The organism is Micromonospora sp. DT227, assembly GCF_049841835.1.
Lineage (GTDB): Bacteria > Actinomycetota > Actinomycetes > Mycobacteriales > Micromonosporaceae > Micromonospora.
Map to the genome: position 1 here is coordinate 130,862 of NZ_JBNCLA010000004.1, position 23,716 is coordinate 154,577.

Annotated in this window: 26 protein-coding genes; 9 read left to right on the forward strand and 17 right to left on the reverse strand. The window is 74.9% G+C overall.

The genetic code is table 11. From position 1 onward, the window contains the following. Positions 1-20 precede the first annotated feature (20 nt). The 7 genes from ACLQ2W_RS15755 to ACLQ2W_RS15785 all read right to left on the reverse strand — a co-directional run bounded on the left by ACLQ2W_RS15755 (position 21) and on the right by ACLQ2W_RS15785 (position 4,395). On the reverse strand, positions 21-224 hold the full coding sequence (locus ACLQ2W_RS15755; RefSeq protein ID WP_088962828.1) for a cold-shock protein: 204 nt from the start codon (positions 222-224) through the stop codon (positions 21-23). A 290-nt stretch (positions 225-514) separates the two neighbouring features. After that, a complete protein-coding gene (locus ACLQ2W_RS15760) occupies positions 515-787 on the reverse strand; it encodes a DUF4235 domain-containing protein (RefSeq protein WP_107160738.1) in 273 nt (90 codons plus the stop codon). Continuing rightward, positions 784-1,149 carry a DUF3618 domain-containing protein gene (locus tag ACLQ2W_RS15765; protein ID WP_425787077.1) on the reverse strand — a complete coding sequence of 122 codons (366 nt, stop codon included), beginning with the start codon at positions 1,147-1,149 and terminating at the stop codon, positions 784-786. The genes ACLQ2W_RS15760 and ACLQ2W_RS15765 overlap by 4 nt, the downstream gene beginning before the upstream one ends. Continuing rightward, complete coding sequence (locus ACLQ2W_RS15770) at positions 1,146-1,580, reverse strand: phage holin family protein (protein WP_107160733.1); 435 nt, start codon at positions 1,578-1,580, stop codon at positions 1,146-1,148. Before ACLQ2W_RS15770 ends, ACLQ2W_RS15765 begins: the two co-directional genes overlap by 4 nt. Positions 1,581-1,855: 275 nt before the next feature. Next, on the reverse strand, positions 1,856-3,052 hold the full coding sequence (locus ACLQ2W_RS15775) for a mechanosensitive ion channel family protein (RefSeq protein ID WP_425787078.1): 1,197 nt from the start codon (positions 3,050-3,052) through the stop codon (positions 1,856-1,858). A gap of 78 nt (positions 3,053-3,130) precedes the next feature. Further along, the gene (locus tag ACLQ2W_RS15780; RefSeq protein ID WP_425787079.1) at positions 3,131-3,952 is read right to left on the reverse strand and encodes a DUF1206 domain-containing protein; all 822 of its coding nucleotides are present in this window, start codon (positions 3,950-3,952) and stop codon (positions 3,131-3,133) included. Positions 3,953-4,029: 77 nt separating this feature from the next. Beyond that, complete coding sequence (locus ACLQ2W_RS15785) at positions 4,030-4,395, reverse strand: hypothetical protein (protein WP_107160726.1); 366 nt, start codon at positions 4,393-4,395, stop codon at positions 4,030-4,032. A gap of 59 nt (positions 4,396-4,454) precedes the next feature. On the opposite strand from ACLQ2W_RS15785, the gene ACLQ2W_RS15790 reads away from it, so the two are divergent. Continuing rightward, positions 4,455-5,681 carry a cysteine desulfurase-like protein gene (locus tag ACLQ2W_RS15790; protein WP_425787080.1) on the forward strand — a complete coding sequence of 409 codons (1,227 nt, stop codon included), beginning with the start codon at positions 4,455-4,457 and terminating at the stop codon, positions 5,679-5,681. Then, a complete protein-coding gene (locus ACLQ2W_RS15795) occupies positions 5,678-5,965 on the forward strand; it encodes a GNAT family N-acetyltransferase (RefSeq protein ID WP_281939550.1) in 288 nt (95 codons plus the stop codon). The genes ACLQ2W_RS15790 and ACLQ2W_RS15795 overlap by 4 nt, the downstream gene beginning before the upstream one ends. 46 nt (positions 5,966-6,011) lie before the next feature. Here the strand turns inward: ACLQ2W_RS15795 and ACLQ2W_RS15800 are convergent, their stop codons facing one another. Continuing rightward, positions 6,012-7,511, reverse strand: coding sequence for a glycoside hydrolase family 3 protein (locus tag ACLQ2W_RS15800; RefSeq protein WP_425787081.1), 1,500 nt, complete (start codon positions 7,509-7,511; stop codon positions 6,012-6,014). A gap of 137 nt (positions 7,512-7,648) precedes the next feature. On the opposite strand from ACLQ2W_RS15800, the gene ACLQ2W_RS15805 reads away from it, so the two are divergent. The 5 genes from ACLQ2W_RS15805 (at position 7,649) to ACLQ2W_RS15825 (ending at position 11,495) form a co-directional block, all read left to right on the forward strand. After that, positions 7,649-7,771 carry a hypothetical protein gene (locus tag ACLQ2W_RS15805; protein ID WP_255563043.1) on the forward strand — a complete coding sequence of 41 codons (123 nt, stop codon included), beginning with the start codon at positions 7,649-7,651 and terminating at the stop codon, positions 7,769-7,771. Between the two features lie 67 nt (positions 7,772-7,838). Then, positions 7,839-8,078, forward strand: coding sequence for a hypothetical protein (locus ACLQ2W_RS15810; RefSeq protein WP_425787082.1), 240 nt, complete (start codon positions 7,839-7,841; stop codon positions 8,076-8,078). 50 nt (positions 8,079-8,128) lie between these two features. Next, positions 8,129-9,760 carry a RecQ family ATP-dependent DNA helicase gene (locus ACLQ2W_RS15815; protein ID WP_425787083.1) on the forward strand — a complete coding sequence of 544 codons (1,632 nt, stop codon included), beginning with the start codon at positions 8,129-8,131 and terminating at the stop codon, positions 9,758-9,760. A 63-nt stretch (positions 9,761-9,823) separates the two neighbouring features. After that, positions 9,824-10,327, forward strand: coding sequence for a hypothetical protein (locus tag ACLQ2W_RS15820; protein ID WP_405093525.1), 504 nt, complete (start codon positions 9,824-9,826; stop codon positions 10,325-10,327). 136 nt (positions 10,328-10,463) lie between these two features. Beyond that, a complete protein-coding gene (locus tag ACLQ2W_RS15825) occupies positions 10,464-11,495 on the forward strand; it encodes a helix-turn-helix domain-containing protein (protein ID WP_425787084.1) in 1,032 nt (343 codons plus the stop codon). A 175-nt stretch (positions 11,496-11,670) separates the two neighbouring features. Here ACLQ2W_RS15825 and ACLQ2W_RS15830 read toward each other — a convergent pair whose 3' ends face one another. From ACLQ2W_RS15830 to ACLQ2W_RS15865, 8 genes are read right to left on the reverse strand one after another with little or no spacing between them, the layout of a single operon-like run. Further along, on the reverse strand, positions 11,671-12,663 hold the full coding sequence (locus ACLQ2W_RS15830; RefSeq protein ID WP_425787085.1) for a DNA topoisomerase IB: 993 nt from the start codon (positions 12,661-12,663) through the stop codon (positions 11,671-11,673). After that, complete coding sequence (locus ACLQ2W_RS15835) at positions 12,647-13,606, reverse strand: glycosyltransferase family 9 protein (protein WP_425787086.1); 960 nt, start codon at positions 13,604-13,606, stop codon at positions 12,647-12,649. The genes ACLQ2W_RS15830 and ACLQ2W_RS15835 overlap by 17 nt, the downstream gene beginning before the upstream one ends. Further along, on the reverse strand, positions 13,603-14,310 hold the full coding sequence (locus ACLQ2W_RS15840; protein WP_357300461.1) for an SDR family oxidoreductase: 708 nt from the start codon (positions 14,308-14,310) through the stop codon (positions 13,603-13,605). The genes ACLQ2W_RS15835 and ACLQ2W_RS15840 overlap by 4 nt, the downstream gene beginning before the upstream one ends. After that, the gene (locus tag ACLQ2W_RS15845; protein WP_425787087.1) at positions 14,307-15,797 is read right to left on the reverse strand and encodes a PfkB family carbohydrate kinase; all 1,491 of its coding nucleotides are present in this window, start codon (positions 15,795-15,797) and stop codon (positions 14,307-14,309) included. Before ACLQ2W_RS15845 ends, ACLQ2W_RS15840 begins: the two co-directional genes overlap by 4 nt. Positions 15,798-15,808: 11 nt before the next feature. Further along, a complete protein-coding gene (locus ACLQ2W_RS15850; RefSeq protein WP_425787088.1) occupies positions 15,809-16,483 on the reverse strand; it encodes a D-sedoheptulose-7-phosphate isomerase in 675 nt (224 codons plus the stop codon). After that, positions 16,483-17,700: a glycosyltransferase gene (locus tag ACLQ2W_RS15855; RefSeq protein ID WP_425787089.1), complete on the reverse strand. Its 1,218-nt coding sequence runs from the start codon at positions 17,698-17,700 to the stop codon at positions 16,483-16,485. The genes ACLQ2W_RS15850 and ACLQ2W_RS15855 overlap by 1 nt, the downstream gene beginning before the upstream one ends. Further along, positions 17,685-18,659 (reverse strand): glycosyltransferase, encoded by a 975-nt coding sequence (locus tag ACLQ2W_RS15860; protein WP_425787090.1) that lies wholly within the window; start codon positions 18,657-18,659, stop codon positions 17,685-17,687. The genes ACLQ2W_RS15855 and ACLQ2W_RS15860 overlap by 16 nt, the downstream gene beginning before the upstream one ends. Beyond that, a complete protein-coding gene (locus ACLQ2W_RS15865; RefSeq protein WP_425787091.1) occupies positions 18,656-20,296 on the reverse strand; it encodes an HAD-IIIA family hydrolase in 1,641 nt (546 codons plus the stop codon). The genes ACLQ2W_RS15860 and ACLQ2W_RS15865 overlap by 4 nt, the downstream gene beginning before the upstream one ends. Positions 20,297-20,410: 114 nt before the next feature. Here ACLQ2W_RS15865 and ACLQ2W_RS15870 point away from each other — a divergent pair, with 114 nt between their 5' ends. Then, complete coding sequence (locus tag ACLQ2W_RS15870; RefSeq protein ID WP_405093515.1) at positions 20,411-20,857, forward strand: SRPBCC family protein; 447 nt, start codon at positions 20,411-20,413, stop codon at positions 20,855-20,857. Between the two features lie 90 nt (positions 20,858-20,947). Beyond that, positions 20,948-21,715 carry a polyprenol monophosphomannose synthase gene (locus ACLQ2W_RS15875; protein WP_107160691.1) on the forward strand — a complete coding sequence of 256 codons (768 nt, stop codon included), beginning with the start codon at positions 20,948-20,950 and terminating at the stop codon, positions 21,713-21,715. Positions 21,716-22,075: 360 nt separating this feature from the next. On the opposite strand, the gene ACLQ2W_RS15880 is transcribed toward ACLQ2W_RS15875, so the two are convergent. After that, entirely contained in the window at positions 22,076-23,668 is a 1,593-nt protein-coding gene (locus tag ACLQ2W_RS15880; protein WP_425787092.1) for a phytoene desaturase family protein, read from the reverse strand. Positions 23,669-23,716 lie beyond the last annotated feature (48 nt).

Sequence of the window (23,716 nt, forward strand, 5' to 3'; positions counted from 1 at the left end):
GGGGCCGGCACGGTGTCAGCTCAGATGGGGCGGACCTGCTCGGCCTGCGGACCCTTCTGACCCTGGGCGATCTCGAACTCCACCCGCTGGTTCTCCTCCAGCGAGCGGTAGCCGCTGGACTGGATGGCCGAGAAGTGGACGAACACGTCAGCACCCCCGCCGTCGACGGTGATGAAGCCGAAGCCCTTGTCAGCGTTGAACCACTTCACGGTTCCCTGCGCCATGTGCAACTCCTTCTAAAACTGGCGGCCGAGCACGCCGTGCGGCCGATTGGCCGTTTTCGAGCAGCGGCGCCTGAGGCGGCCCCCCGTGCAGGGGAACGTCCCTCAACCCACGCGTCTCGCAACAGCGTGAGACAGCAAACCACGTACGCAAAAACTTCGCACAGCCTACCGGACGAAGTTCTCCGACATGTGACCTGAAAGTTGTCCGGAGATCGACGGATGGCCGGGGTCCGGAAACGCGAAGGGCCCCTCTCCCACGCAACGGGAAAGGGGCCTTCGATCGAGCTGGTTCAGTCCGGCCAGTGCCCGGTCAGCCGGCGTACGCCGACCGCGCCGCCCCGGTCCACGGCGGCGCGCACCGCCGAGAAGATCGCGCCCTGGAGCGCCGCGGCGGCCAGGACCTCGCCCCACCCGCGGTCCTCGTCGGTGGCGCTCGGCGCGTCGCCGTCGCCCGCCGTCAGCTTCCAGACCTGCCGGAAGATCATTCCGGCGACCGTGCCGGCGGCGAGGCCGAGCAGCACCCCCACCGGCTTGTAGGCCGCCTTGCCGATCCTGCCGCTCACCTGCGCCTCCCTCGGACCACCAACAGCACCACCACGGTCACCACCGCGCCGACCGCGACGGCCGCCCACGGCAACGGGTTGCGCCCGACCGCCTCACCCGACTCGTACGCCTGCGCCCGGACCTGCCGGGCCCGCTCCGTGGCCCGCGTGCGCACCCGGGCGACGGTCAGCGACGCCTCCTGGCGCACCTTCGCCTTGGCCTGCTCGGCGGAGTGCCGCACCAGCGCCTTCGGGTCGGCCCGGGCCGCCAGCAGCTCCACCGTCTCACCGAGTTCCACCCGGGTGCGGCGGATCTCCTCCCGGAGCGCCGCCACGTCCGGGGTCCCGTTCCCGTTCGCTTTCCCGTTCCCGTTGCCGGTCACGCCCGCCTCCCGTCCTTCACCGCGGCGGTGACCGTGTCGACGTCCGCCCGCACACTGCGGACCGTCGCCTCCGGCACCGGCGGGACGGCACGGCTGACCTGCTTCTTGCCCACCAGCGCCAGGATCCCGGCGAGCAGGAACAACACCACCGCCACGATCAGGGCGGCCAGCCACGCCGGCATGACCAGCGCCAGCAGCAGGATCACGGTGGCGACCAGCGCGCCCGCGCCGTAGAGGGCCATCACCCCGCCGCCGCCGAACAGACCGATCCCGATCCCGGCGTGCTTGCCCTTCTGGGTCAGCTCCGCCCGGGCCAGCGTCAACTCGTCCCGTACCAGACGGGTGACCTGTTCGGTGGCCCGCTGCACCAGTTCCGCGGTGGACGGCTCGTGCCCGGTCCGGGACGTACTGTGACTCGCGACGTCAGCCATGCTGTCCTCCTTTCTTCATCACCGCGCTGTATGCCCGGAGTCGCCGCCCGTCAATCCTGCGCGGGGCGGCCGGTCGGCCCGGCCGCGCGCCACCGGCGCCCGGCGTCGACCAGCCGGAATCCGGGGCGTGCGCAGCAGGTCCCCGGAACTCGGCCGGGCAAACCCGTCCGGCCGGGCCCGCTACGGACCCCGGACGCCCGGCCCCAGGCTCGGCACGCACGGAGAGCCCCCGGCGCCGCGCGGGCGGCCGGGGGCTCCGATCGGGGTACGACGGCTCAGCGGCGGGCCTCGGCGTGGTCCTCGCGGCCCACGAACACCTCGCTGCGGGCGTCCCCGTCGTCGCTGCCGCCGAAGACCCGCGCGTCGTCGTGCGCCTCGGTGTCGGCCGGCCGACGGGCCGCCCGGCGCGGCTGCACCACCTGCCAGGGCAGCGGACCGGTCGCGTCGCCCACCTCGGCACGCAGCCGGGGCAGGGCGGTCGGGCGGTGGTCGCGTACCCAGGTCACCAGGTGCTCGCGGACCAGGCAGCGCAGGTCCCAGAGGCTGCCGGCGTCGGCGGCGCTGACCAGCGCGCGGACCTTGACCATCCCACCGGTCGCGTCGGTCACCTGGAGCACGCAGACCCGGCCGTCCCACAGCTCGGTGCCCTCGCAGAGCCGACGCAGCTCCTCCCGCATGGCCTGGACGGGGATGGCCCAGTCGAGGTCGAACTCGGCGGTGCCGAGCACCGCCGCCTCGGTGCGGGTCCAGTTCTGGAACGGCTTGCTGGTGAAGTACGAGGTGGGCAGGATCAACCGGCGGTCGTCCCAGATCTGCACCACCACGTAGCTGAGCGTCAGCTCCTCGATCCGGCCCCACTCCCCCTCGACCACCACCACGTCGTCGAGGCGTACCGCGTCGCTGAAGGCGAGCTGGAGGCCGGCGAAGACGTTGCCGAGCAGGCTCTGCGCGGCGAGCGCGGCGACGACACCGACCACACCGGCGGAGGTGAGCACGCCGGCGCCGACGCCGCGTACGGCCGGGAACGTCATCAGCATCACGCCGACGGCGAGGATCACGATCACCGCGATGGTCAGCCGGCGCAGCAGCACCACCTGGGTCCGTACCCGGCGGGCGTGCCGGTTGTTCGGCACGTCCACCCGGAACCGGGCCAGCGCGGTGTCCTCCGCCACCACCAGCAACGAGGCCACCAGCCAGGCCGCCGCGGCGATCATCGCCAGCACCAGCGTGTGCAGCACGAACTGCCGCCACGGGCTGCCCACCGCGTAGAGCGTGGTGAACCGGACCGCGAGCTGGACGCCGACCACGGTGGCGGCGACCTGGAACGCGCGGTGCGAGTGCTCGGTCAGCTCGGTCATCAGCAGCGAGCGGCGGCCGAGCCGGCGGGTGACCCGGTGGACCACCTCGACCAGCACCAACGCGACCGCCGCCGCGGCGAGCGCGGCGGCGACCGTCACCAGATAGCTCTGCACGACATTCTCTCCCTCCGGCCCGCGCGGATTCGGGCACAAAGGCCCAATGGTGCCCCGCGGTCCGGGTATCGACCAGGATCAGACCTTGCGGTACCGGGACTGGAAGAAGCAGTAGACGCCGAACGCGGCGATGCCGAGCGCCATCAGCGCCAGCAGCCACGGCCCGTACGCCTGGTCGCGCAGCGTCCGCAGGGCGGCGTCCAGGCCGCGCGCCTTCTCCGGGTCGTACTTGACGGCGGCGACCACGATCAGCAGACCGGCGATGGCGAAGACGGCGCCGCGGGCGGCGTACCCGGCCATGCCGAGGCGGCGGGTGAGCTGGCGGGTCTTCGGGCTCATCTCACCGGTCTTCAGGTTGCGCTCGAACTTCTTCTTCAGGCCGTAGATCACCATGCCGATGCCGACCGCGGCGAGCACCAGGCCGGCGAGCCCGACCAGCCACCGGCCGCCGTCGGAGGCCATCAGCTTCTCGGTGAGCTGCTGCTGCTGGTCCGAGGAGTTGGAGCTGGCGTCCTGGACGACCTTGATCGCGGTCCAGCCCAGCCAGACGAAGATGATCACCCGGACGACCGAGGCGATCCGCTCGAAGGTGCGCTCCTTGCCGGTCCTGGACTGGTGACCGACAAGCGCCTCGGAGGCCTGCCAGAGGGCCATGGCGAAGAGGCCGATGGCGATCACCACCAACACGAACTTGCCGAGCGGCTGCTCGCCGAGCGTGCGCAGCGCGCCGTTCTGGTTGCCCTCCTCCCCGGAATTCCCGAAGGCGATCTGCAGCGCCAGCCAGGCGAACAGGAGGTGGACGATTCCGTAGCCGATGAAACCGGCGCGAGTCAGCAGTTCGAGCCACCGGCTGTTCTTGGCCTGGGCGGCGGTGGCTCCGGCGTTCCGGGTGAGAGACATGGGCCCTCAATCTCCCGACGTGCAGTTTTCCAAACGTCACCGCCCGCCGCCGCCGACCGCCGCCCGGCCGAATCCGATCAGTTGTTGGGGTTGCGGGCCACCCGCAGCGTGACGTTCTGGTCGGTGACGCTGTCCAGGCTGACCTGGAAGCCGCCGACCTCGGTGGCCTGCTGGCCGGTGGTGAGCGAGAGCTGCTCCCCGGCCACCTCGACGGTGACCTGGTCGTCCTGGGCGCCGATGAGCTTGGCCTCGACGCCGAGGATGGTGGCGCTGGCGTCCACGCCACGGTCGAAGGTGATGGTGCAGGCGTCCAGGCCGCAGTCGGTGTCGGCGCCGTTGGAGCTGCACCCGGCGAGCAACGCGGCGCCGAGGGCGAGACCGGCGAGCAGCCCGGCGGCACGACGGGTGGGGGTCGGGGGGAAGGTGGCGCGTCGGTTCGTCACCTCCCCAACGGTACGTGCTCACCACCACCGCTCCCGTTCCCGCAAGCTAGGGTGCGGGAATGGCTTTTGACGTGGGGCGGGTGCGGGGGGCGTATCCCGCGCTGGGCGAGGGCTTCGCCCACTTCGACGGCGCCGGTGGCACCCAGACCCCGACCGGGGTGATCGAGGCGGTGGCCGACGCCATGCGCGCCGCCATGGGCAACCGCAGCACCGCCTTCCGGCCCGGCCGGCGGGCGCTGGAGCTGGTCGCCGACGCCCGGGCCGCGGTCGCCGACCTGCTCGGCGCGGACCCGTCGGGCGTGGTGCTCGGGCCCAGCGCCACCGCGCTGACCTACACGCTGGCCCGGACGCTGGGCGCCGGCTGGCGACCGGGCGACGAGGTGGTGGTCTCCCGGCTGGACCACGACGCCAACGTCCGGCCCTGGGTGCAGGCCGCCGAGGCGGCCGGCGCGACGGTGCGCTGGGCCGAGTTCGACCGGGCCACCGGTGAGCTGCCCGCCGGCCAGTACGCCGACCTGGTCGGCGAGCGCACCCGGCTGGTCGCGGTGACCGCCGGCAGCAACGCGATCGGCACCGCGCCGGACGTGCCGGCGATCGCCAAGACCGCACACGCGGTCGGCGCGCTGGTCTGCGTGGACGGGGTGCACTCGGTGCCGCACGGCCCCACCGACCTGGCCGCACTGGGCGCGGACGTGCTGGTCACCAGCGCGTACAAGTGGTCCGGCCCGCACCTGGCGGCGATGGTCGCCGACCCGGCGCGGTGGGCGGCGCTGCGCCCGGCGAAGCTGCTGCCCTCCGCCGACACGGTCCCGGACCGCTTCGAGTACGGCACACCCAGCTTCCCGCTGCTGGCCGGCGTGACCGCCGCGGTGGACCACCTGGCGTCGCTCGACCCGGCCGCGACCGGCGACCGCCGGGCCCGGGTCCGCGCCGGCCTGGCCGCCGCCCAGGCGCACGAGGAGGCGGTCTTCGACCGGCTGCTCGCCGGGCTGGCGGCCCGCCCCTTCGTCACGGTGTACGGCGCGCCCGCCCGGCGCTGCCCCACGGTGTCGTTCCGGGTGGCCGGGCGGACCCCGGCGGAGACCGCCGCGGCGCTCGGCGAGGCGGATCTCTGCCTCTCCTCCGGCGACTACTACGCCTACGAGTTCTTCCAGGCCATGGGCCTGCGCGACAGCGGCGGCGCGGTGCGGGCCAGCGTCTACCACTACAACACGGTCGACGAGGTGGACCGGCTGCTGGCCGAACTCGACCGGCTGGCCGACGACGAGGGGACAATGGTCAGGTGAGCTTCCTGGTCGAGGAGAACCCCGCCAAGCACCGCTTCGAGATCCTGGTCGACGACGCGCTGGCCGGCTTCACCGCGTACCTGCCGCGCGGTGAGGTGCTGGTCTTCACGCACACCGAGGTCGAGGACCGCTACCAGGGGCAGGGCGTGGGCGCCGCGCTGATCCGGGGCACGCTGGACCAGGTGCGCGCCAACGGTGGCCGGGTGGTGCCCCGCTGCCCGTTCATGGCCGCGTTCATCGAACGGCACCCGGACTACGCCGACCTGGTGGTCGACGCGCCCTGAGGCCCGGCCCGACCGGGGGACCTCCCCACCCGGCCGGGCCGGGAGTTCAGCGGACGCCGGCCAGCAGCTCGGCGGCGGCCCGGGCCGCCGCCGCGGTGGCGCCGTGGGTGGCCAGGTGCACCCGACCGGCGGCCAGCTCGGGCACGCCCAGCTCGACCACCACCGCGTCCGGGCGGGACGCCAACGCCCGGGTCACCGCGTCCCGCATCCAGCCGTGCCGGTGCAGGTCGCGGACCACGAGCACCAGCGGCCGGTCGGCCGGGCCGGTGGCCGGGTCGGCCGGGACGGCATCGGCGGCGTACCGGGCGGTGGTGGTGCCCGGCGTCAGGTGGGCCAGCGGCGTGGCGATCCCCCACGGGGTCTCCTCGCCGATGGCGATGTTGCGGGGCGGCGCGAACTCCACCACGTGCGCCGGCCCGGCCAGCGGCAGCAGCCCGGCGTCACCGGTGACCCGGACGGCCCGGCGGGCGGCGGCCAGCCCGATCGGCGACCCGTCGGCGGCCGGCCGGCCACCGCTGCGGTGGGCGCGGGCGGCGACGCTCCACGCGGCGAGCTGACCGACCCGTTTCGCCGCCTCGGCCAGCCGCTCCTCCGGCAGTTCGCCGCGCACCACCGCGGCCACGATCGCGTCGCGTAGCTCACGGGCGTCGGACTCGGTGGCCCGTTCCCCGCCCACGCAGATCGCGTCCGCGCCGGCGGCGAGCGCCCGCACCGCCGCCCCGGCGAAGCCGTACCGGTCGGACACCGCGCGCATCTCCACCGCGTCGGTCACCACCACGCCGTGGAAGCCCAGCTCCTCGCGGAGCAGCCCGCCCAGGATGCGCGCGCTGAGCGTGGCCGGCAGCTCCTCGTCGAGCGCCGGCACCAGCAGGTGGCCGGTCATCACCGCCTGGACCCCGGCCGCGACCGCGGCGCGGAACGGGGCCAGCTCGACCGCGTCCAGCCGGGCCCGGTCGCCGCCGATGCGGGGCAGGTCGAGGTGGGAGTCGACCCGGGTGTCGCCGTGCCCGGGGAAGTGCTTGGCGCAGGCGGCGACGCCGCCGGCCTGGAGCCCGCGGACCCAGGCGGCGGTGTGCCGGGCGACCAGCTCGGGATCGGCGCCGAACGAGCGCACCCCGATGACCGGGTTGGCCGGGTTGGAGTTGACGTCGGCGTCCGGGGCGTAGTCGAGCGTGATGCCGACCGCGGCCAACTCGGCGCCCAGGTCACGGGCGACGTCCTCGGTCAGCGCCGCGTCGTCCACCGCGCCGAGCGCGAAGTTGCCGGGCCGCGAGCTGCCCCGGGCCGACTCGATCCGGGTGACGTCGCCGGCCTCCTCGTCGATCGCCACGATCACGTCCGGCCGCTCCGCCCGCAGGTTCGCCGTCAGCGTCGCGACCTGCTCGTGGTCGACGACGTTGCGGGCGAACAGGACCACCCCGCCGAGCCCTTCGCCGAGCCAGCGGCAGACCCAGGGCGGCGGGGTGGTGCCGACGAACCCGGGTTGCAGGACGGCGGCGGCGAGCGCCGCCAGGTCTCCGCTGGCGCCCACGATCCGTTCCCTCACGCTGTGCTACCCCCGTATCCCCACGGACCCGCCGGGGATCGACGGGTGCTGACATGGTCACACCGCGCAGCTAAATAGTCAACAATCCTTACTGTTAGCTGCTGGCATCCCGCCCCGCCCCGTGGGAGAGTTCGTCCATGCCCGCCCTGCCGCTCGCGGACGCCACCGGCGCCGCCGACATCCCCGGCGTACGCCTGCTCGGCCTGGTGGTCGGCGCGCTCTTCCTGCTGATCGCGATCCGCGCGATGTTCCGCCGCTGACACCCGGTTCGACAGGGGCCGCCGGGGTAGGGGTGTCGGTGTCCCGACACGGCGGAGGGTGCGGCGCATGAAGATCGGCTACTTCCTGTCCAGCGAGGAGTACACCCCGGCCGAGCTGCTGGCCCAGGCGCGCGGCGCCGAGCAGGCCGGCTTCGAGGCACTGTGGATCTCCGACCACTACCACCCGGAGATGATCGACAGGTACGCCAAGGCCGGGTTCGACGAGGTCTACGTGGCCAACACCGGCCCGCACTGGCAGGGCTTGTTCGACCTCTACCAGCGCGACGTGCTGCCCCAACTGCGGTGATCAGGGCAGCCGGTTTCGGGGTCGGACTCCGGGGGTAGCTGAGGCGCTTGATGAAACTGACCAGGCACGCCACCACTCTGCGCCGCGCGGCGAAGAACCTGTTCGGCTGGACCGCGTTGCGGCCCAACCAGTTGGCCGCCATGCGCGCCGTCATGCAGCGCCACGACGCCCTGGTGGTGCTCCCCACCGGCGCCGGCAAGTCGGCGATCTACCAGATCCCGGCCAGCCTGATCCCCGGCCCGACCGTGGTCATCTCCCCGCTGCTCGCGCTCCAGCAGGACCAGATCGCCGCGCTCAACGAGCGGCAACGGCCCGAGCTGCGCGCGGTCCGGATCAGCTCGGACGAGAGCGCCGCGCAGCAGGCCGAGGCGATCGAGGACGTCCGGGCCGGCCGGGCCGAGTTCCTGTTCATCACGCCCGAGGCGCTGAGCAACCCGGACCGGCTGGCCGAGGTCCGCTCGCTGTCCCCGGCGCTGGTGGCGATCGACGAGGCGCACTGCATCTCGTCCTGGGGCCACGACTTCCGGCCGGACTACCTCGCGCTCGGCCACCTGATCGACGGGCTCGGCCGGCCGCCGGTGGTGGCGCTGACCGCCACCGCCTCGCCCCCGGTGCGCGACGACATCATCGCCCGGCTGCGGCTGCGCGAGCCCGAGGTGGTGGTCTCCGGGCTGGATCGGCCGAACCTGTTCCTCGAGGTGGCCCACTGCCCGACCGAGGACTACCGGTGGCGGCGGCTGGTCGCGTTGCTGCGCGACGACGAGCGGCCCGGCATCATCTACGTGCCGACCCGGCGCGCGGCCGAGGAGCTGGCCGAGCGACTGACCAAGGCGGGCTTCCCGTCCGAGTTCTACCACGGCGGCATGCCCACCGCGGCGCGGCACGAGCTGCACGAGGCGTTCCTCGCCGACCGGGTGCCCATCATGGTGGCCACCTCGGCGTTCGGCATGGGCATCGACAAGCCGAACATCGCCTGGGTGGTGCACATGGCGCTGCCCGACTCGCCGGACAGCTACTTCCAGGAGATCGGCCGCGCCGGCCGGGACGGCTCCCCGTCCCGGGTGCTGCTGCTGTGGCGCTCCGAGGACGTCGGCCTCCAGCGCTACTTCAGCGGCGGGCTGCCGGACGAGAAGGAACTGTCCGACCTGGCCGCGGTGCTGCGGAGCAAGGCCCGCACCCGCAAGGAACTGCGCGAGCTGACCGGGCTGGGCCCGCGCAAGCTCGGCCAGTACCTCTCCCTGCTGGAGCAGATCGGCGCCGCCGAGCCCCGCGCCCGGCAACGCGTCGGGGTGCCCCGCTACGCGCCGGAGGCCGCCGAGGCCGGCCGGGCCGCGCGCGCCGAGGCCGAACGGCAGCAGACCGTGACCCGGTCGCGGACCGACATGATGCGCGCGTTCGCCGAGACCACCGGCTGCCGCGGGCAGGCGCTGCTGGCCTACTTCGGTGAGCAGATGAGCGAGGTCTGCGGCCACTGCGACAACTGCCACGCCGGCACCAGCGTGGCCAACGACGGCGCGGTCGGGCCGTTCCCGGTGCACAGTCAGGTCCGCCACGCCGAGTGGGGGTCGGGCCTGGTGCTCAGCTACGAGGAGGGCCGGATGACGGTGCTCTTCGACGAGGTGGGCTACAAGACGCTGTCCGTGCGCGTGGTGTCCGAACAGGGCCTGCTGGAGCTGGACTAGCCTGATCCGGGCACCGCGACGGTGCCCGTCGACAACGACGACCGCGGCGAAAGGAACCTGATCGTGATCGAGCAGCCGGCGTACACCCGGTTCGGCGTCTCGGACGAGGAGTGGGGGCTGCTGGTGGGACTGCCGCAGTCGGTGCTCACCGCGGCGGCGGCCGCCGAGTCCGACGGCACCCGGCGCACCATGGCCGAGAACGCCGCCGGGCTGGAGACCATCGCCGCCGGCCGGGAGTCGGCCAGCCCGCTGGTGGCCGCCGTGGCCGGCGAGATCGTCTCCCGGGTCGGCGACCCGGAGACCGGCGCGGAGCTGCCGGTCATCACGCCGGACGACCCGACCGCGATGATCGAGGACGTGCTCGCCCGGGCCGGCCAGGCGTCCGCCCTGCTCACCGGCAAGGTGGACGAGGGGCAGGCCGGGGCGTACCGGCACTGGCTGGTGGAGATCGCCGAGCAGGTGGTGGGCGCCGCCTCCACCGGCGGCATCCTGGGCATCGGCGGGGACGTGGTGAGCGACTCCGAGCGCCGGTTCCGGGACCGACTGTCCCAGGTGCTCAACGACTGAACGCAGACTTAACAGAGGCTTCCACGTTCGTCAATGACGGACGTCACGCCCCACGGGTGCCGCATTTCGGCCCCGTGGGGCGTCGTGTTTGTGGAGGGATGTCGACAGACCACGGGGGTCGTTCATGGACACACCGATGCAACCGCAGATCTTCGACACGGCGCAGATACCCGCCGCCGACCGCTTCGGGCTCTGGCTGGAGATGCTCGCCCAGACGCCCACGCTGATGCGCGTCCACACCGAGCACGCCGACAACTTCGAGGCGCGGGCCGAGTTCCTCGAACTGGGGCCGATCCAGCTCATCCGGCACCGCTACCCGTCGCTGCACGGGATCCGGACCCGCAAGCTGATCAGCCGGTCCGACGCCGACTGCTACCTGCTGGCGCTGACGCTCACCGGCACCGGCATCGCCGACCAGGACGGGCAGCGGGGGGTCTGCCCACCGGGCGACCTCACCTTCTACGACTGCGCCCGGCCCCAGGAACTCAGCCACCACACCGACCGTGCCGACGACCGGTCCGCCGCGTCGATCGTGGCGCTCATCCCGCACGACGCGCTGCCGCTGCCGCACCGCCGGCTCACGCCGCTGTTCGCCAGCCGGATGTCCGGCGCCGAGGGGATCGGCGCCCTGCTGGCCGACTACCTCATCCGGATCACCAGCCATCCGGACCAGTACCACGCGGTCGACGCGGACCGGCTGGGCGGCGTCGCGCTCGACCTGATCGCCACGCTGCTCGGTCGCCACCTGGTCTCCGAGGAGGCGGTGCCGACCGAGGTCCGGCGCCGCGCGCTGCTCGCCCAGGTGCACGCGTACGTCCGGCAGCACCTCGGCGACGTGACGCTGGGCCCCGGCACGATCGCCGACGCCCACCACCTGTCGGTACGGTCCCTGCACCGGCTCTTCGAGGACGAGGAGACCACCGTAGCGGCGTACATCCGGGACGAGCGGCTGGCCCGGTGCCGGCGCGACCTCGCCGACCCGGCGCTGGCCGACCGGTCGATCCAGGTCATCGCCGGCCGCTGGGGGTTCCGGGACAAGGCCCACTTCAGCCGCGCCTTCCGGGCCACCCAGGCGGAGACACCGCAGGCGTTCCGGGCACGTCACCTGGAACAGGCACGGATCGTCAACAGCCCGGCATCCGAAGTCAACTCGACCCGGACACAATGAACCCGGGCCGGCACCGGCGACGGTGACGACCCGCTGGTAACGGGGGGCCGTGGCGTGGCGCCCGCGGCGGTCCAGCCGCGGGCGGCCGCCCGGTGACCCCCTCGCGCCGCATCGGACGGCACCCGGGTTCCGGCCCCGTCGTTTTCCCCCCAGGACCGACGGGGCCGGTCGGGGGTCAGTCGGCCGCCGCCTCCTCCAGCAGCGCCAGCACCGACTTCTCCACCGCCTCGCGCGGCATCTCCGGCTGCACCGGCGCCAGCACCCCGTCGTGGTACAGGTCGACCACGCGCGGGTCCACGTACGACGTGCGGGCCACCGTCGGCGTGTTGCCGAGCAGCTCGGCGACCGAGCGCATCACCGCCGCCACCGCCCGGCGGCGCGCGGTGACGGACCGCTGCGGGCCCACCGAGGCCAGCTCGGCGGCGGCCAGCACGGTGGCGTGCCAGGTGCGGAAGTCCTTCGCGGTCATCTCCCCACCGCTGGCGTCGCGCAGGTAGTCGTTCACCTCGTCGCTGCGCACGTCGCGCCACGCGCGACCGTCCCAGTAGCCGAACAGCCGCTCCTGGGCGCGACGCCGTCGGCGCAGGTTGAGCAGCACCTGGCACAGCTCCGCGTCCTCGACGCGGCGGACCTGGTCGATGCCGCCCTTGGCCGGGAACTCGAACACCACGCACCCGCCGCGGGAGCGGGCGTGCTCCGGTCGCAGCGTCGCCACGCCGAACGTGGGGTCGTCGCCGGTCGCGTACTGGTCGCTGCCCACCCGGAACGCGCCCATGTCGAGCAGCCGGGCCACGGTGGCCAGCACCCGTTCCCGCCGCAGCCCCCGAAGCGCCAGGTCGTGCGCGACCCGGTCCCGCAGCGCCGGCAGCCGGTGGGCCACCTCCAGCACGTGGTCGAACTTCACCTCGTCCCGCTTGCGCCGCCACTGCGGGTGGTAGAGGTACTGCTTGCGGCCGGCCGCGTCGATCCCGGTGGCCTGGATGTGCCCGTTCGGGTGCGGCGAGAGCCACACGTCCCGCCAGGCGGGCGGGACCACCAGCTCGCGCAGGCGGGCCAGTTCGTCGGCGTCGCGCACCGGTTCGCCAGTCGCGTCCAGGAAGAGCCAGCCCTTGCCGCGCCGCCGCCGGGCGTACCCCGGCCGGCCCGGGTCGCTACGCCGCAACCGCACCGGAGACCCGTTCCACCTCGGCCACCGCCGCCACCACCTCGTCGACCCCGATGGCATCCAATGTCGGATGCGTTCCCACCCCGCCGGAACCGGTCGAGTCCGGGTCGGATCCGGCGACCTCGACGCGACCGAGCACCAGGTGCCGGCGCCGGTCCGGCGGTGGACCCCAGCGGGCCGCCGGCACCGGGCCGAACAGCACCACCGAGGCGGTCCGGTACCCGGTGGCCAGGTGCGCCACCCCGGTGTCGCCGCTCACCACCACGCGGGCGTCGGCCACCAGCGCGGCCAGCTCGGTCAGGCCGGTCCGCCCGGCCAGCACCGCCGTCGGCGGCAGGTCCGCGTCGCGGGCCACCCGGGCGGCCAGCGCCCGCTCGTCGGCCGAACCGGTCAACACCACCCGGTGGCCGCGCGCGGTGAGCGCCCGCGCCAGCCCCGCGAAGCGGTCCGCCGGCCAGCGCTTCGCCGGCACCTTGCTGCCCGGGTGCAGCACCGTCACCCCGGCCGGTACGCCGACCGCGGCCGGCCGCCGCAGCGCCAGGTCCCCGGCATGCGCCGGCAGGCCGTACGCGTGCAGCAGCCGGCACCAGCGACGCACCTCGTGCTCGTCGGCGTCCCAGGCCGGACCGTCGAGGTGGCCGGCCGACGGGTTCCGGAAGGCGAGCAGCCGGCCCGGCCGGACGGCGGCCAGCGCCCGGTGCGACTCCGGTCCCCGGCCGTGCAGGTTCACCGCCACCTCCGGCGGCGGCCCGGTCCACCGGATCCGGTCCGGTCCCGTGGTGGGCAGCACCCGGTCGACCGCCCCGGTCAGCGCCGCCAGCGGCGCCAGCCAGGCCGGGGCCGCCAGCACCAGCTCCCGGCCGGGCAGCCCGGCGCGCAGGCCGCGCAGCGCCGGGACCGCGGTGGCCAGGTCACCGACGCCGAGCGCGCGCAGCACCAGGATCACGGGTACGACGACTCCCGCTCGGCGCAGACCACCAGCTCGCGGACCGCGCAGCCGGCGGGCTGGGAGAGCGCGAACAGCACCGCGGCGGCGGTGTCGGCCGGCTCGTTGAGCACGGCGTCCGGCCCGGGCCGGTACTGCTCGTCGCGCTCGTCGAAGAACGCGGTGCGCATGCCGCCGGGGATCAGCAGCGTCACCCCGACCGCGCCGGCCAGTTCGGCGGCGAGCGCCCGGGTGAACCCGACCACCCCGAACTTCGCCGCGCAGTAGGCGGTCGCGTCGCCGACCGCCTTGACGCCGAGCGTGGAGGCGACCGTGACGATGGTGCCCCGGGACTCCTCCAGGAAGGGCAGCGCGGCCCGGATCACCGCCGCGGTGGCGAGCAGATCCACCGTGACGATCCGTTCCCAGGTCTCCGCCGGCACGTCGGCCAGTTTTCCGGGCACGTCCAGGCCGGCGGCGGTGACCACCGCGTCCAGGCCGCCGGAGCGTTCCGCGAGGTCCCGGGTGGCGGCCTCGGCAGCCCGGGTGTCGGCCAGGTCGCACTCGACCCACGGCACCCCGTCGGCGGGCCGCTGCCGGTCCAGCACGAGCGGCCGGCCGCCGGCGCCGGCGACGGCCGCGACCACCGCCGCGCCGAGACCGCTGGACCCGCCGGTGACCAGCACGGTCGGCCCGGCGCCGGGCCGGTTGCGTGGCGCGTTCATCGTGCTCCCTTCGCCGTGGACCGGACGACCGGCTCCGGACCGGTCTCCGGGACCGGGCCGGCCGGCCAGCCGGCGCTGCCGCGGCCGGCGCGGGCCGCCGCGATCATGTCGGTGGTGGACCGCCCGGCCAGGTAGGGCACCACCACCGTGTGGCCGCCCCAGCGGGCCAGGATCGCCGACTCCGGCAGCGTCTCCGCGCCGCCGCCGCTGGCGTAGTCGCCGCCCTTGACCCAGATGTCCGGGCGCACCCAGGACAGCGCCGCGTGCGGGGTCGGCTCGTCGAAGATCAGCACCGCGTCGACGCAGCCGAGCGCCGCGAGCAGCCGGCCGCGGTCGCCCTGCGGCACCACCGGGCGCTCCGGCCCCTTGAGCCCGGCCACGCTCGCGTCGGAGTTGAGGCAGACCACCAGGCAGTCGCCGAGCTGCCGGGCCGCCTGGAGCGTCGCCACGTGCCCGGCGTGCAGCAGGTCGAAGCAGCCGCCGGTGGCCACCACGGTGCCGCCGGCGGCGCGTACCCGGGCCAGCACCTCGCCGGCGGCGACCGCGCCGATCCGGTCCCCGCCGGCGGTGACCACCGTCGGGGCGACCGCCCGGACCGGCGCCGGCAACGCCGTGGTCACGCCCCCGCCGGCCACGTACGCGGACGCCTCGGCGACCGCCTCCTGCACCGCCTCGGACACCAGCGCGCCCCGGGCCAGCGCCAGCGTGGCCGCGGCGGCGAACCGGTCCCCCGCGCCGCAGGTGTCCCCCTCGGCGGGCGGCGCCGGGACCACCAGCGGGGTGGAGCCGGCGTGGCAGAGCAACGCGCCGTCCCCGCCCAACGTGACCGCGACCGCGCCGGCCTGCCAGCGCCGGCGCAACGCCTGCGCGCTCCGGGACGCGTTCGCCAGGCGGGACCCGCCCGGCGGCGTCTTGGCCAGGTCCCGGGCCTCCGGCTCGTTCGGGGTGGCCAGGTGCACCCCGGGCACGGCCGCCGGGCCGCGCGGGTGCGGGTCCCACACCACCGGCGCCCGGGTGGCGGCCAGCGCGGCCCGCAACGCGGGCTGCCCGGCGACGCCCCGGCCGTAGTCGCTGACCAGCACCGCGGACGCGCCGGCGAGCAGCCGCCGCACGGCCTCGCCCGGCTCCCCCGGCACCCCGGTCGGCCCGCCCCGGTCGTGGCGCAGCAGCACCCGCCCGCGCGCCCGCAGCCGGACCTTCTCCGGCGTGGCCCCGGCCAGCGGAAGCGCGTAGAGCTGCACCCCGGCGGCGGCGAGCAGGGTGCCGAGCCGGGCCCCGCCGGCGTCGTCGGCGACGGCGGTGACCAGCGCGACCTCGGCGCCCAGCGCGGCCGCGAACACGGCGGCCAGGCCGGCCCCGCCGGGGCGGTCGACGGACGCGGTCTCGTCGAGCACCGGCACCGGGGAGTCCGGGCAGAGCCGGTTCACCGCCCCCTCGACGTCCCGGTCCAGCAGTGTGTCACCGAGCACCACCACGGGTCCCGCCATGCTCGACCTCCTCATCGGGCCTGCACCTCCGGAGCCGGGTCGCCGAGCACCACCTCGACGCCGGTGCGCACCGGACCGGCCGGGGTCCGGGCGGCCAGCGCCGCCGGCAACGCCCGGTCGACGTACTCGCAGAGCACGTGCACGGCCACCAGGTGCAGCTCCTGCACCACCTGGGCGTCCGGTGAGTCGACCGCCAGCCGCTCGTGGCAGAGGTCGGCGAGGGGGTTGGGGGCGGGTCCGGTGAAGGCCCAGCAGCGCAGGCCGGTGTCGTGGGCGGCGTGGGCGGCGGTCAGGAGGTTGGTGCTGGTGCCGCTGGTGGAGAGCAGGAGGAGGAGGTCGTCGGGTCGGCCGTGGGCGCGGACCTGGCGGGCGAAGGCTTCGTCGTAGCCGTAGTCGTTGGCGATGGCGGTGAGGGCGCTGGTCTCGGCGTGCAGGGCGATGGCGGACAGGGGTTGGCGGTCGTGGCGGAGTTTGCCGACGAGTTCGGCGGTGAGGTGTTGGGCCTCGGCGGCGCTGCCACCGTTGCCGGCCACCAGCAACCGGCCGCCCGAGGCGAGGCGGTGCGCCAGCTCCCCGCCCCAGCGGGCGAGCAGCTGTTCCGCCTCGCGCAGCGGTGGCAACGCGCCGGCCAGCCGGGTCAGGTGGTCCGCCAGCACCGTCCCGCCGGCCGTCCGGGCGGCCGTCATCAGGCGACCACCCGGGTCGGTCGACGCACGCCGGCCACCTCGCCGTACAGCGTGCCGAGGCGGTCGGCCGCGGTGGCCCACGAGTAGCGGGTCCGGGCCCGTTCCAGCGCCGCCGTGGCGTAGGCGAAGCGGCGGATCCGGTCCCCCAGCAGGCCCCGGATCGCCGCGCCGAGCGCCGCCGGGTCGCGGGCCGGCACCAGGTCGCCGGTGCGGCCGGGCACCACCGTGTCGATCAGCCCGCCGACCGCGGTGCCGATCACGGGTACGCCGCAGGCCATCGCCTCCAGCGGGGTGAGCCCGAACGGCTCGTACCAGGGGGCGGCCACCAGCACGTCGGCGGAGCGGTACCAGCGGCCCATCTCCTCCCGCGGCACGGCGCCGACCAGGCGTACCCGGTCGGCGATGCCGAGCGACCGGGCCAGCGCCCGCAACCGCATCGCGTACGGGTCGGTCTCCAGCAGCCCGGCGGGCGGCCCGCCGACCACCACGCACTCGGCGTCCGGCACCAGCGCGGTGGCGCGGATGACGTCCTGGAAGCCCTTGCGCTCGACCAGCCGTCCGACGGTGAGGATGCGGGCCCGGCCGCCGTCGGCGTCGGCGACCGGGCCCAGCGGGTCGAAGGTGGACAGGTTCACCCCCGACGGCACGACGGTCATCCGGGACCGCGGCACCCCGAGCCGGACCAGTTCGGCGACCTCGTCCTGGCACTGGGCGACCACCCGGTCCACCGCGCGGCCCAGCTCCCGTTCGTGGTCGACGCGGCCCGGCGGGCTGGTGTCCAGGGCACCCTGGTGGCGGCGTTTGACGGTGCCGAGCGCGTGGTACGTCTGCACGATCGGCACGCCGGTGCGCCGGGCCGCCGCGAGCCCGGCCAGCCCGCTCATCCAGAAGTGCGCGTGCACCACCTCGGGCTGCCAGTCACCGGTGCGCCACCGGTCCGTCAGCCAGTCGGAGAACGCCGGCATGTACGGCAGCAGGTCGTCCTTGGCCACCGGCTCGGCCGGGCCGGCGGGCACGTGCACCACCTCGTACCCGTCCGGGGCGGCCACGGTCACCGGCAGGTCCACCGCGTCGCGGCGGGTGTGGACGCGGACGTCGTGTCCGGCTGCCGCCAGCGCGGCGGAGAGTTCGGCGACGTGCGTGTTCTGGCCGCCGGCGTCCTCCCCGCCGAGGACGGCGAGCGGGCTGGCGTGTTCGGAGATCATCGCGATGCGCATACTTCCTCCTCCAGCAGCCGGTCCCAGTCGGCGAGGAAACGCTCCAGGCCGTAGCGGTCGCGGGCGGCGGCCCGGGCCGCCGCGCCCGCCCGGCGGGCGGCCGCCGGGTCGTCCAGCAGGCCCCGGGCGGCGTCGAGCAGCACGTCGACCCGGGTGGAGAGCACTCCGGCGTCCGGCGGTACCGCCTCGACGGCCTCGGTGGTGGCCAGCGCGATCACCGGCATGCCGATGGTCATGGCCTCGATCAGGCTGAGCCCGAGCGAGGTCCAGCGGCACAGGTGCAGGTAGGCGCGACGCTTGGCCAGCTCGGCGTGCATGGCGTGCTGCGGCACGTCGTCGTGGCTGGTCAGGCGGTCCTCGGGCAGCCCGAGGTGGGCGGCGAGCCCGGCGACCTTCATGCCGTAGACGTCCAGCGGGGCGACCGCGGCGAACCGGGCGAGCAGGTCGGTGCCGGTGACCCGCCAGCGGCGTACCGGTTCGTTGATCACCACGGCGAGGCGGTCGAGTTCGCCGGTCCATTCGACGGCGGGTGCGACGACGCCGTGTTCCACCACGGTGGTGCGGGTGGCGCCGTTGTCCCAGAACAGTTCGTTGAATCCGGTGACGTGGGTGAGCAGCAGGTCGTCGCGGTCGGCCATCGGGTGGCGGGTGTTCGGGACGTCGCCCTTGGGGGTGTTGTGTTCGACGTAGACGGCCGGCAGGTCGCGGCCGGGCCGGCGGCCGAGCCACCGGGCGGCCAGGTCGAGTTCCTCGGGGCGTTGCAGGACGACCACGTCGACGTCGGTGGTGCGGAGCTGCTCCGGGGTGACCTCGACGGCGTTGTCGGGCCAGGGGTAGGTGCGCGCCCGGCCGAGTCCGTAGGCGTCGCGTGCCGGGTTGACCGGGATGAGGTAGCGGTGCTTGCCGTGCACGAACGAGGTGGTCCAGGACCCGTGCACGTGCCACAGCAGGATGTTCATCCGGCCACCCCGAGCAGCCGCAGCGCCTCCAGCACCCGGCCCGGCTCGACCGCGGAGAGGCAGGGGTGGCCGGGGACCGGGCAGGTGGTGGCGCGGGTGTCCCGGCAGGCCGCGCCCGCGTCGCCGAGGCGGACCGTCGGAACCCGGTACGGTCCCCACTGGCCGAACGGGACGGTGGGGGCGAACAGGCTGACCACCGGCACGCCCAGCGCGGCGGCCAGGTGCGCCGGACCGGTGTTGCCGACCACCAGCGCGCCGGCCCGGGCGATCACGGCGGCCAGCTCGGCCAACCCGGTCCGGCCACCCAGGTCGACGCCGCCGGCGGCGGCCACCCGCGCGGTCAGCTCCCGCTCGTCCGGCCCGCCGGTGACCACCACCCGGTGGCCGGCGGCGCCGAGCACCCGGACCACCCGGGTGGCCAGCTCGACCGGGCAGGCCCGGGTCTCCACCGAGGAGCCCGGGTGCAGCACCACGTAGCCGGACGCTCCGGCCGCCGCCGGGACCTGCGGCAACCGGTCGGTGCGCAGGCGCAGCGCGGGTTCGTCGTCCGTGGGCAGCGGGAAGCCGGCGGCGGCGGCGAGGGAGAGCGCGCGTTCGGGTTCGGGCACGCCGACCGGGACGCGGTGGCGCACGTCGAGCAGGGCGCCGGGGTAGTCGTCGCTGACGGCGCTGATCCGGGGCACGCCGGCCAGGCGCAGCAGCAGGGCCAGCGGCAGCGGGGACTGGTGGAAGCTGGTGAAGACGACCGCCTCGTCGGCGTGCACGGCGGCGAGCCGGTCGGTGAGCGCGCGGATGGCGGTGGGGTCGACCGGTGGGGCGGGGGCGTCGATCCAGGGCAACGGCCATTCGACGATCTCGTCGACGCCGGGCAGCAGGTCGGCGGCGGCCCGGCCGCGGGGACCGCAGAGCAGCACCACCCGGCGGGCGCCGGCCGCGACCGCCCGGATGCCGGGACCGGTGACCAGCACGTCCCCGGCCGCGTCGCTGCGGACCACCAGCACGGTGCCGGCGCGACGCCGACGGTCGGGCGCCGGCGCGGCCACCAGCCGCATCCGGGTCAGCACGGTGTCCACCGCGTCCGGCAGGTCGGCGGCGACGGTCGGCGCGGCGGCCACCTCGGCGGCCCGGGTGGCGGGCGTCGGGACCAGGACGCCGGCGGCGCCGGCCGCCGCGGCGGCGGCCATGTCGGCGCCGATGTCCCCGATCAGCACGCACCGGCTCGCCGTGGTGCCGAGCGCACGCGCGGCGGCATGCACCAGCCCCGGCGCCGGCTTGCGGCAGCCGCACCGGTCCGGCTCCGCGTGCGGGCAGATCTGCCAACTGTCGAACGGGCCGAGCAGCTCCTCGACCCGGGCGTTGACCCGGTGCAGGTCGTGCGCCGTGAAACAGCCCCGGGCCAGGCCGGACTGGTTGGTGACCACGGCCAGCCGCAAGCCGGCCGCGCGCAGCCGGTCCAGCGCCTCCCGGGCGCCCGGCACCGGCCGGACCTTCTCCGGGTCACCGTTGTACGGCACGTCCTCCACCAGCGTGCCGTCGCGGTCCAGCAGCACCGCCTCGTACAGGCCGGACGGGAGCCGGTCAGCACCCGGGTAAACCCGGGCTGACCTGCACTGATCCCGCTCGTGGTCCCGTCGCACGGGCGGCGGGTTCCCGACCCCCCGAGGAGTAAACGTCAGCCCCGGTTACCCGCCGCCTCCGAGAAGCTAACCCGGCTGCCGTTAGCGACGGTCGCCCCGGGGTACCGGACACTCGTGGCGGTTGTGGAAAAAGTGATCGATGCGTCCCCGGACCGGGTCTTCGAGGTGCTGGCCGACGGCTGGACGTACAGCGACTGGGTGGTGGGCACCGCCCACGTGCGGGACGTGGACGACACCTGGCCCCGGGTGGGCAGCCGGTTGCACCACCGGGCCGGCCCGTGGCCGTTCTCGCTCCAGGACAGGTCCACCGTGCTGGAGTGTCAGGCGCCGCATCGGCTGGTGCTGCGCGCCGGGCTCTGGCCGGCCGGCGAGGCGGTCGTGGCGTTCGTCCTGGAGCCGTTGGACGACGGCCGGACCCGGGTCACCCTCGGCGAGGACTTCGCGGCCGGACCGCTGCGGTGGGTCCGGACCAAGCTGAACGACCTCGTGCTGCATCTACGGAACCGGGAGACGCTGGCCCGGCTGTCCGACATCGCGACGCGACAGAAGTCGGAGCGGTGAGCGGTCGATCGCGGGGCGTCTGTGCGGACGCCGGAAAGCGGACTGGCTACCCTCTCAGGTGAACCTGTCGGCCGACCGAGGAAGTCCGTGATGATCGAACCCGTGCAGTTGCCCTCCCCGTGGGCGGACGCGCGCCTGACCGTCGTCGTTCCGACCTACAACGAGGCGGGCAACCTCCCGGTGCTGGTCGAGCGCCTCCTCGCGCTGCCGCTGCCCGGGTTGAAGGTGCTCGTCGCGGACGACAACTCCCCCGACGGCACCGGCGAGGTCGCCGACAAGCTGGCCATCGAGCACCCGGACCGGGTGCTGGTGGTGCACCGCCCCGGCAAGGAGGGCCTCGGCCGGGCGTACGTGGACGGTATCGGCCGCGCGATCGACGACGGCGCGGAGTACGTCGCCCAGATGGACGCGGACATGTCGCACCCGCCGGAGGCACTGCCCGGCATGCTCGGCGCGCTGCTCTCCACCCAGGCGTCCGTGGTCATCGGCTCCCGCTACGTGCCCGGCGGCGAGCTGGACGAGAACTGGCCGCTCTACCGCCGCGCGCTCAGCGGCTGGGCCAACCTCTACGTGCACACGCTGCTGCGGGTGCGGATCCGCGACCTGACCGCCGGCTTCAAGATCTGGCGGGCCGACGCGTTGCGCGCCATCGGGCTGGACCGGGTGCAGTCCAACGGCTACAGCTTCCAGGTGGAGATGCACTACCTCGCCACGAAGCTGGGCCACACCATCCTGGAGGTGCCGATCCGCTTCGAGGAGCGCCGCGAGGGCGACTCGAAGATGACCACGGCCACCAAGATCGAGAGCGCGCTGATGCCGTTCAAGCTGCGCACCCGCCACCGCAACATCGACTCCTGACCGAGCCGCCGCACGCCAAGCCATCACGCTGCGTCAACATGACGCAGCGTGATTTCTTTGCCGTCGGTGAGGTGACACGCTCGCCGCCTTTGCTCTGCAGCCTTCGACGCAGCACCGCGCTGACCTGCGACCGAGCGTTTCCGTTCGGCCGGCACGCGACCCGCCGTCGGCACCTTGCGTCACCGATGCGTCGATGGCTGCAGAGCAAAGGCGGCGGACGGACACTCACTGACTCCCGGCAACGACTACCTTCCGTGATGGCATCATCTCGCCAGGGAGACGCCCGTCGGGTGTCAGGCGCGCCGGGCACCGGGCCCGGACCGCGGGCGGGGGCAGGGGCAGGGGCAGGGGCAGCGCGCGTCAGGGGTAGACGGTGCGGTGGGCGGCGGCGATCGCGCGGGCGTACACCTGGCCGGTGAGCGCGCGGTCGCGGGCCAGCGCGGCGCGGGCGGCGTTCGCGCCCGGCGCGCCGTGCACCCCGCCGCCCGGGTGGGCCGAGGCGCTGGCCAGGTAGAGCCGGTCCACCGGGGTGTCCGCCCGGCCGAGTCCCGGGATCGGCCGCAGGAAGAGCTGCTGGTACGCGGCCGCGGTGCCACCACCCAACGCGCCACCCACCAGGCTCGGCTCGGCCGCCTCCAGATCGGCCGGACCGGCCACGTGCCGCCCGACGACGGACGCGCGGAAGCCCGGCGCGGCGGCCTCCAGCACCTCCTCCATCCGCTCCACGTGCCCGGCGATCTCCTCGGCCCGCCAGTTCCGGCGGAACGGGAGGTGGGTGTAGGACCACAGCGACTCGGTCCCCGGCGGCGAGTGGCTCGGGTCGGCCACCGTCATCTGCCCGACCAGCAGGAACGGATCCTTCGGGACCTCGCCCCGGGCCAGTTCCGCGGCGTACGTGGTGAGGCCGTCCAGGTCCGCGCCGAGGTGCACGGTGCCGGCGCCGGCGACGTCCCGGTTCCGCCACGGCACCGGCGCCGACAGCGCCCAGTCGACCTTGAGCGTGGAGCCGTCCCACTTGAAGTGCGCCAGATCCTCGACCAGCCGGGGCGGCAGCGCCGCCGCGCCGACCAGGTCCAGGTAGAGCGCCGGGGCGGGGACGTCGGCGAGCACGGCGCGGCGCGCCCGCCAGTCCGCCCCATCCGCGGTCCGCACCCCCATGGCGCGGCCCCGGGCGGTGAGCACCCGCTCGACCCGGGCGTCGTACTCGATCCGGCCGCCGCTCGCCACCAGCCGGGCCACCAGCGCGTCGGTGATCCGCTGCGCGCCGCCCACCGGCACCGGCCAGCCGACCTGCTGGCCGAGCATGGCGAGCAGCCAGCCGTACACGCCGGAGCCGGCCTCCTCCGGGGACAGGTCGGTGTGCAGCGCGCAGCCGGCCAGCAGCGCCGGCCCGCCCTCGCCCTGGAAGAGTTCCGCGCCGAGCTTGCGCACCGGCAGCACCAGCCGGCGGGCCAGCCGCAGCGCGCCGGCGACCCGCAGCCGGCGCAGCAGGCCCACCCCGCCGCGGACCGGCGGGAACGGGCTGGTGATGGCGTCCAGCATCGGCTCCGCCACCTGGAGCCAGTCGGTGTACGCGTGCCGCCAGCGCTCCCCGTCGCCGGGGGCGAACGCCTCCAGCGACGCGGCGGTGGTGTCCAGGTCGCGGTTGACCACCGCGGCCCGCCCGTCGGGGAGCAGGTGCGCCAGCACGTCGGGGGCGTTGGTCCAGGACAGGCCGTGGCGGTCCAGGTTCAGCCCGCGCAGCACCGGGGAGGCGTAGCCGAGCGGGTAGAAGGAGCTGTACAGGTCGCTGAGATAGCCCGGGGCGGTCACGTGGGCGGAACGCACCGCGCCGCCGGGCGCCTCGGTGGCCTCCAGGACCAGCACGTCCCAGCCCGCGTCGGCCAGCAGGTTCGCCGCCACCAACCCGTTGTGCCCGGCCCCGACGACGACGGCGTCGGCGGTGGAAGTCATCCGTTGCGCCTACCCGGCCGCCCGGCGGCGGAAACACGTTTGCCTCGC

Excerpts from the sequence above, each read along its gene's own strand:
- ACLQ2W_RS15755 (WP_088962828.1), bottom strand. The coding sequence starts at position 224 with ATGGCGCAGGGAACCGTGAAGTGGTTCAACGCTGACAAGGGCTTCGGC.
- ACLQ2W_RS15770 (WP_107160733.1), bottom strand. The coding sequence starts at position 1,580 with ATGGCTGACGTCGCGAGTCACAGTACGTCCCGGACCGGGCACGAGCCG.
- ACLQ2W_RS15780 (WP_425787079.1), bottom strand. The coding sequence starts at position 3,952 with ATGTCTCTCACCCGGAACGCCGGAGCCACCGCCGCCCAGGCCAAGAAC.
- ACLQ2W_RS15790 (WP_425787080.1), top strand. The coding sequence starts at position 4,455 with ATGGCTTTTGACGTGGGGCGGGTGCGGGGGGCGTATCCCGCGCTGGGC.
- ACLQ2W_RS15805 (WP_255563043.1), top strand. The coding sequence starts at position 7,649 with ATGCCCGCCCTGCCGCTCGCGGACGCCACCGGCGCCGCCGACATCCCC.
- ACLQ2W_RS15810 (WP_425787082.1), top strand. The coding sequence starts at position 7,839 with ATGAAGATCGGCTACTTCCTGTCCAGCGAGGAGTACACCCCGGCCGAG.
- ACLQ2W_RS15815 (WP_425787083.1), top strand. The coding sequence starts at position 8,129 with ATGAAACTGACCAGGCACGCCACCACTCTGCGCCGCGCGGCGAAGAAC.
- ACLQ2W_RS15825 (WP_425787084.1), top strand. The coding sequence starts at position 10,464 with ATGCAACCGCAGATCTTCGACACGGCGCAGATACCCGCCGCCGACCGC.
- ACLQ2W_RS15840 (WP_357300461.1), bottom strand. The coding sequence starts at position 14,310 with ATGAACGCGCCACGCAACCGGCCCGGCGCCGGGCCGACCGTGCTGGTC.
- ACLQ2W_RS15845 (WP_425787087.1), bottom strand. The coding sequence starts at position 15,797 with ATGGCGGGACCCGTGGTGGTGCTCGGTGACACACTGCTGGACCGGGAC.
- ACLQ2W_RS15850 (WP_425787088.1), bottom strand. The coding sequence starts at position 16,483 with ATGACGGCCGCCCGGACGGCCGGCGGGACGGTGCTGGCGGACCACCTG.
- ACLQ2W_RS15855 (WP_425787089.1), bottom strand. The coding sequence starts at position 17,700 with ATGCGCATCGCGATGATCTCCGAACACGCCAGCCCGCTCGCCGTCCTC.
- ACLQ2W_RS15860 (WP_425787090.1), bottom strand. The coding sequence starts at position 18,659 with ATGAACATCCTGCTGTGGCACGTGCACGGGTCCTGGACCACCTCGTTC.
- ACLQ2W_RS15875 (WP_107160691.1), top strand. The coding sequence starts at position 20,948 with ATGATCGAACCCGTGCAGTTGCCCTCCCCGTGGGCGGACGCGCGCCTG.
- ACLQ2W_RS15880 (WP_425787092.1), bottom strand. The coding sequence starts at position 23,668 with ATGACTTCCACCGCCGACGCCGTCGTCGTCGGGGCCGGGCACAACGGG.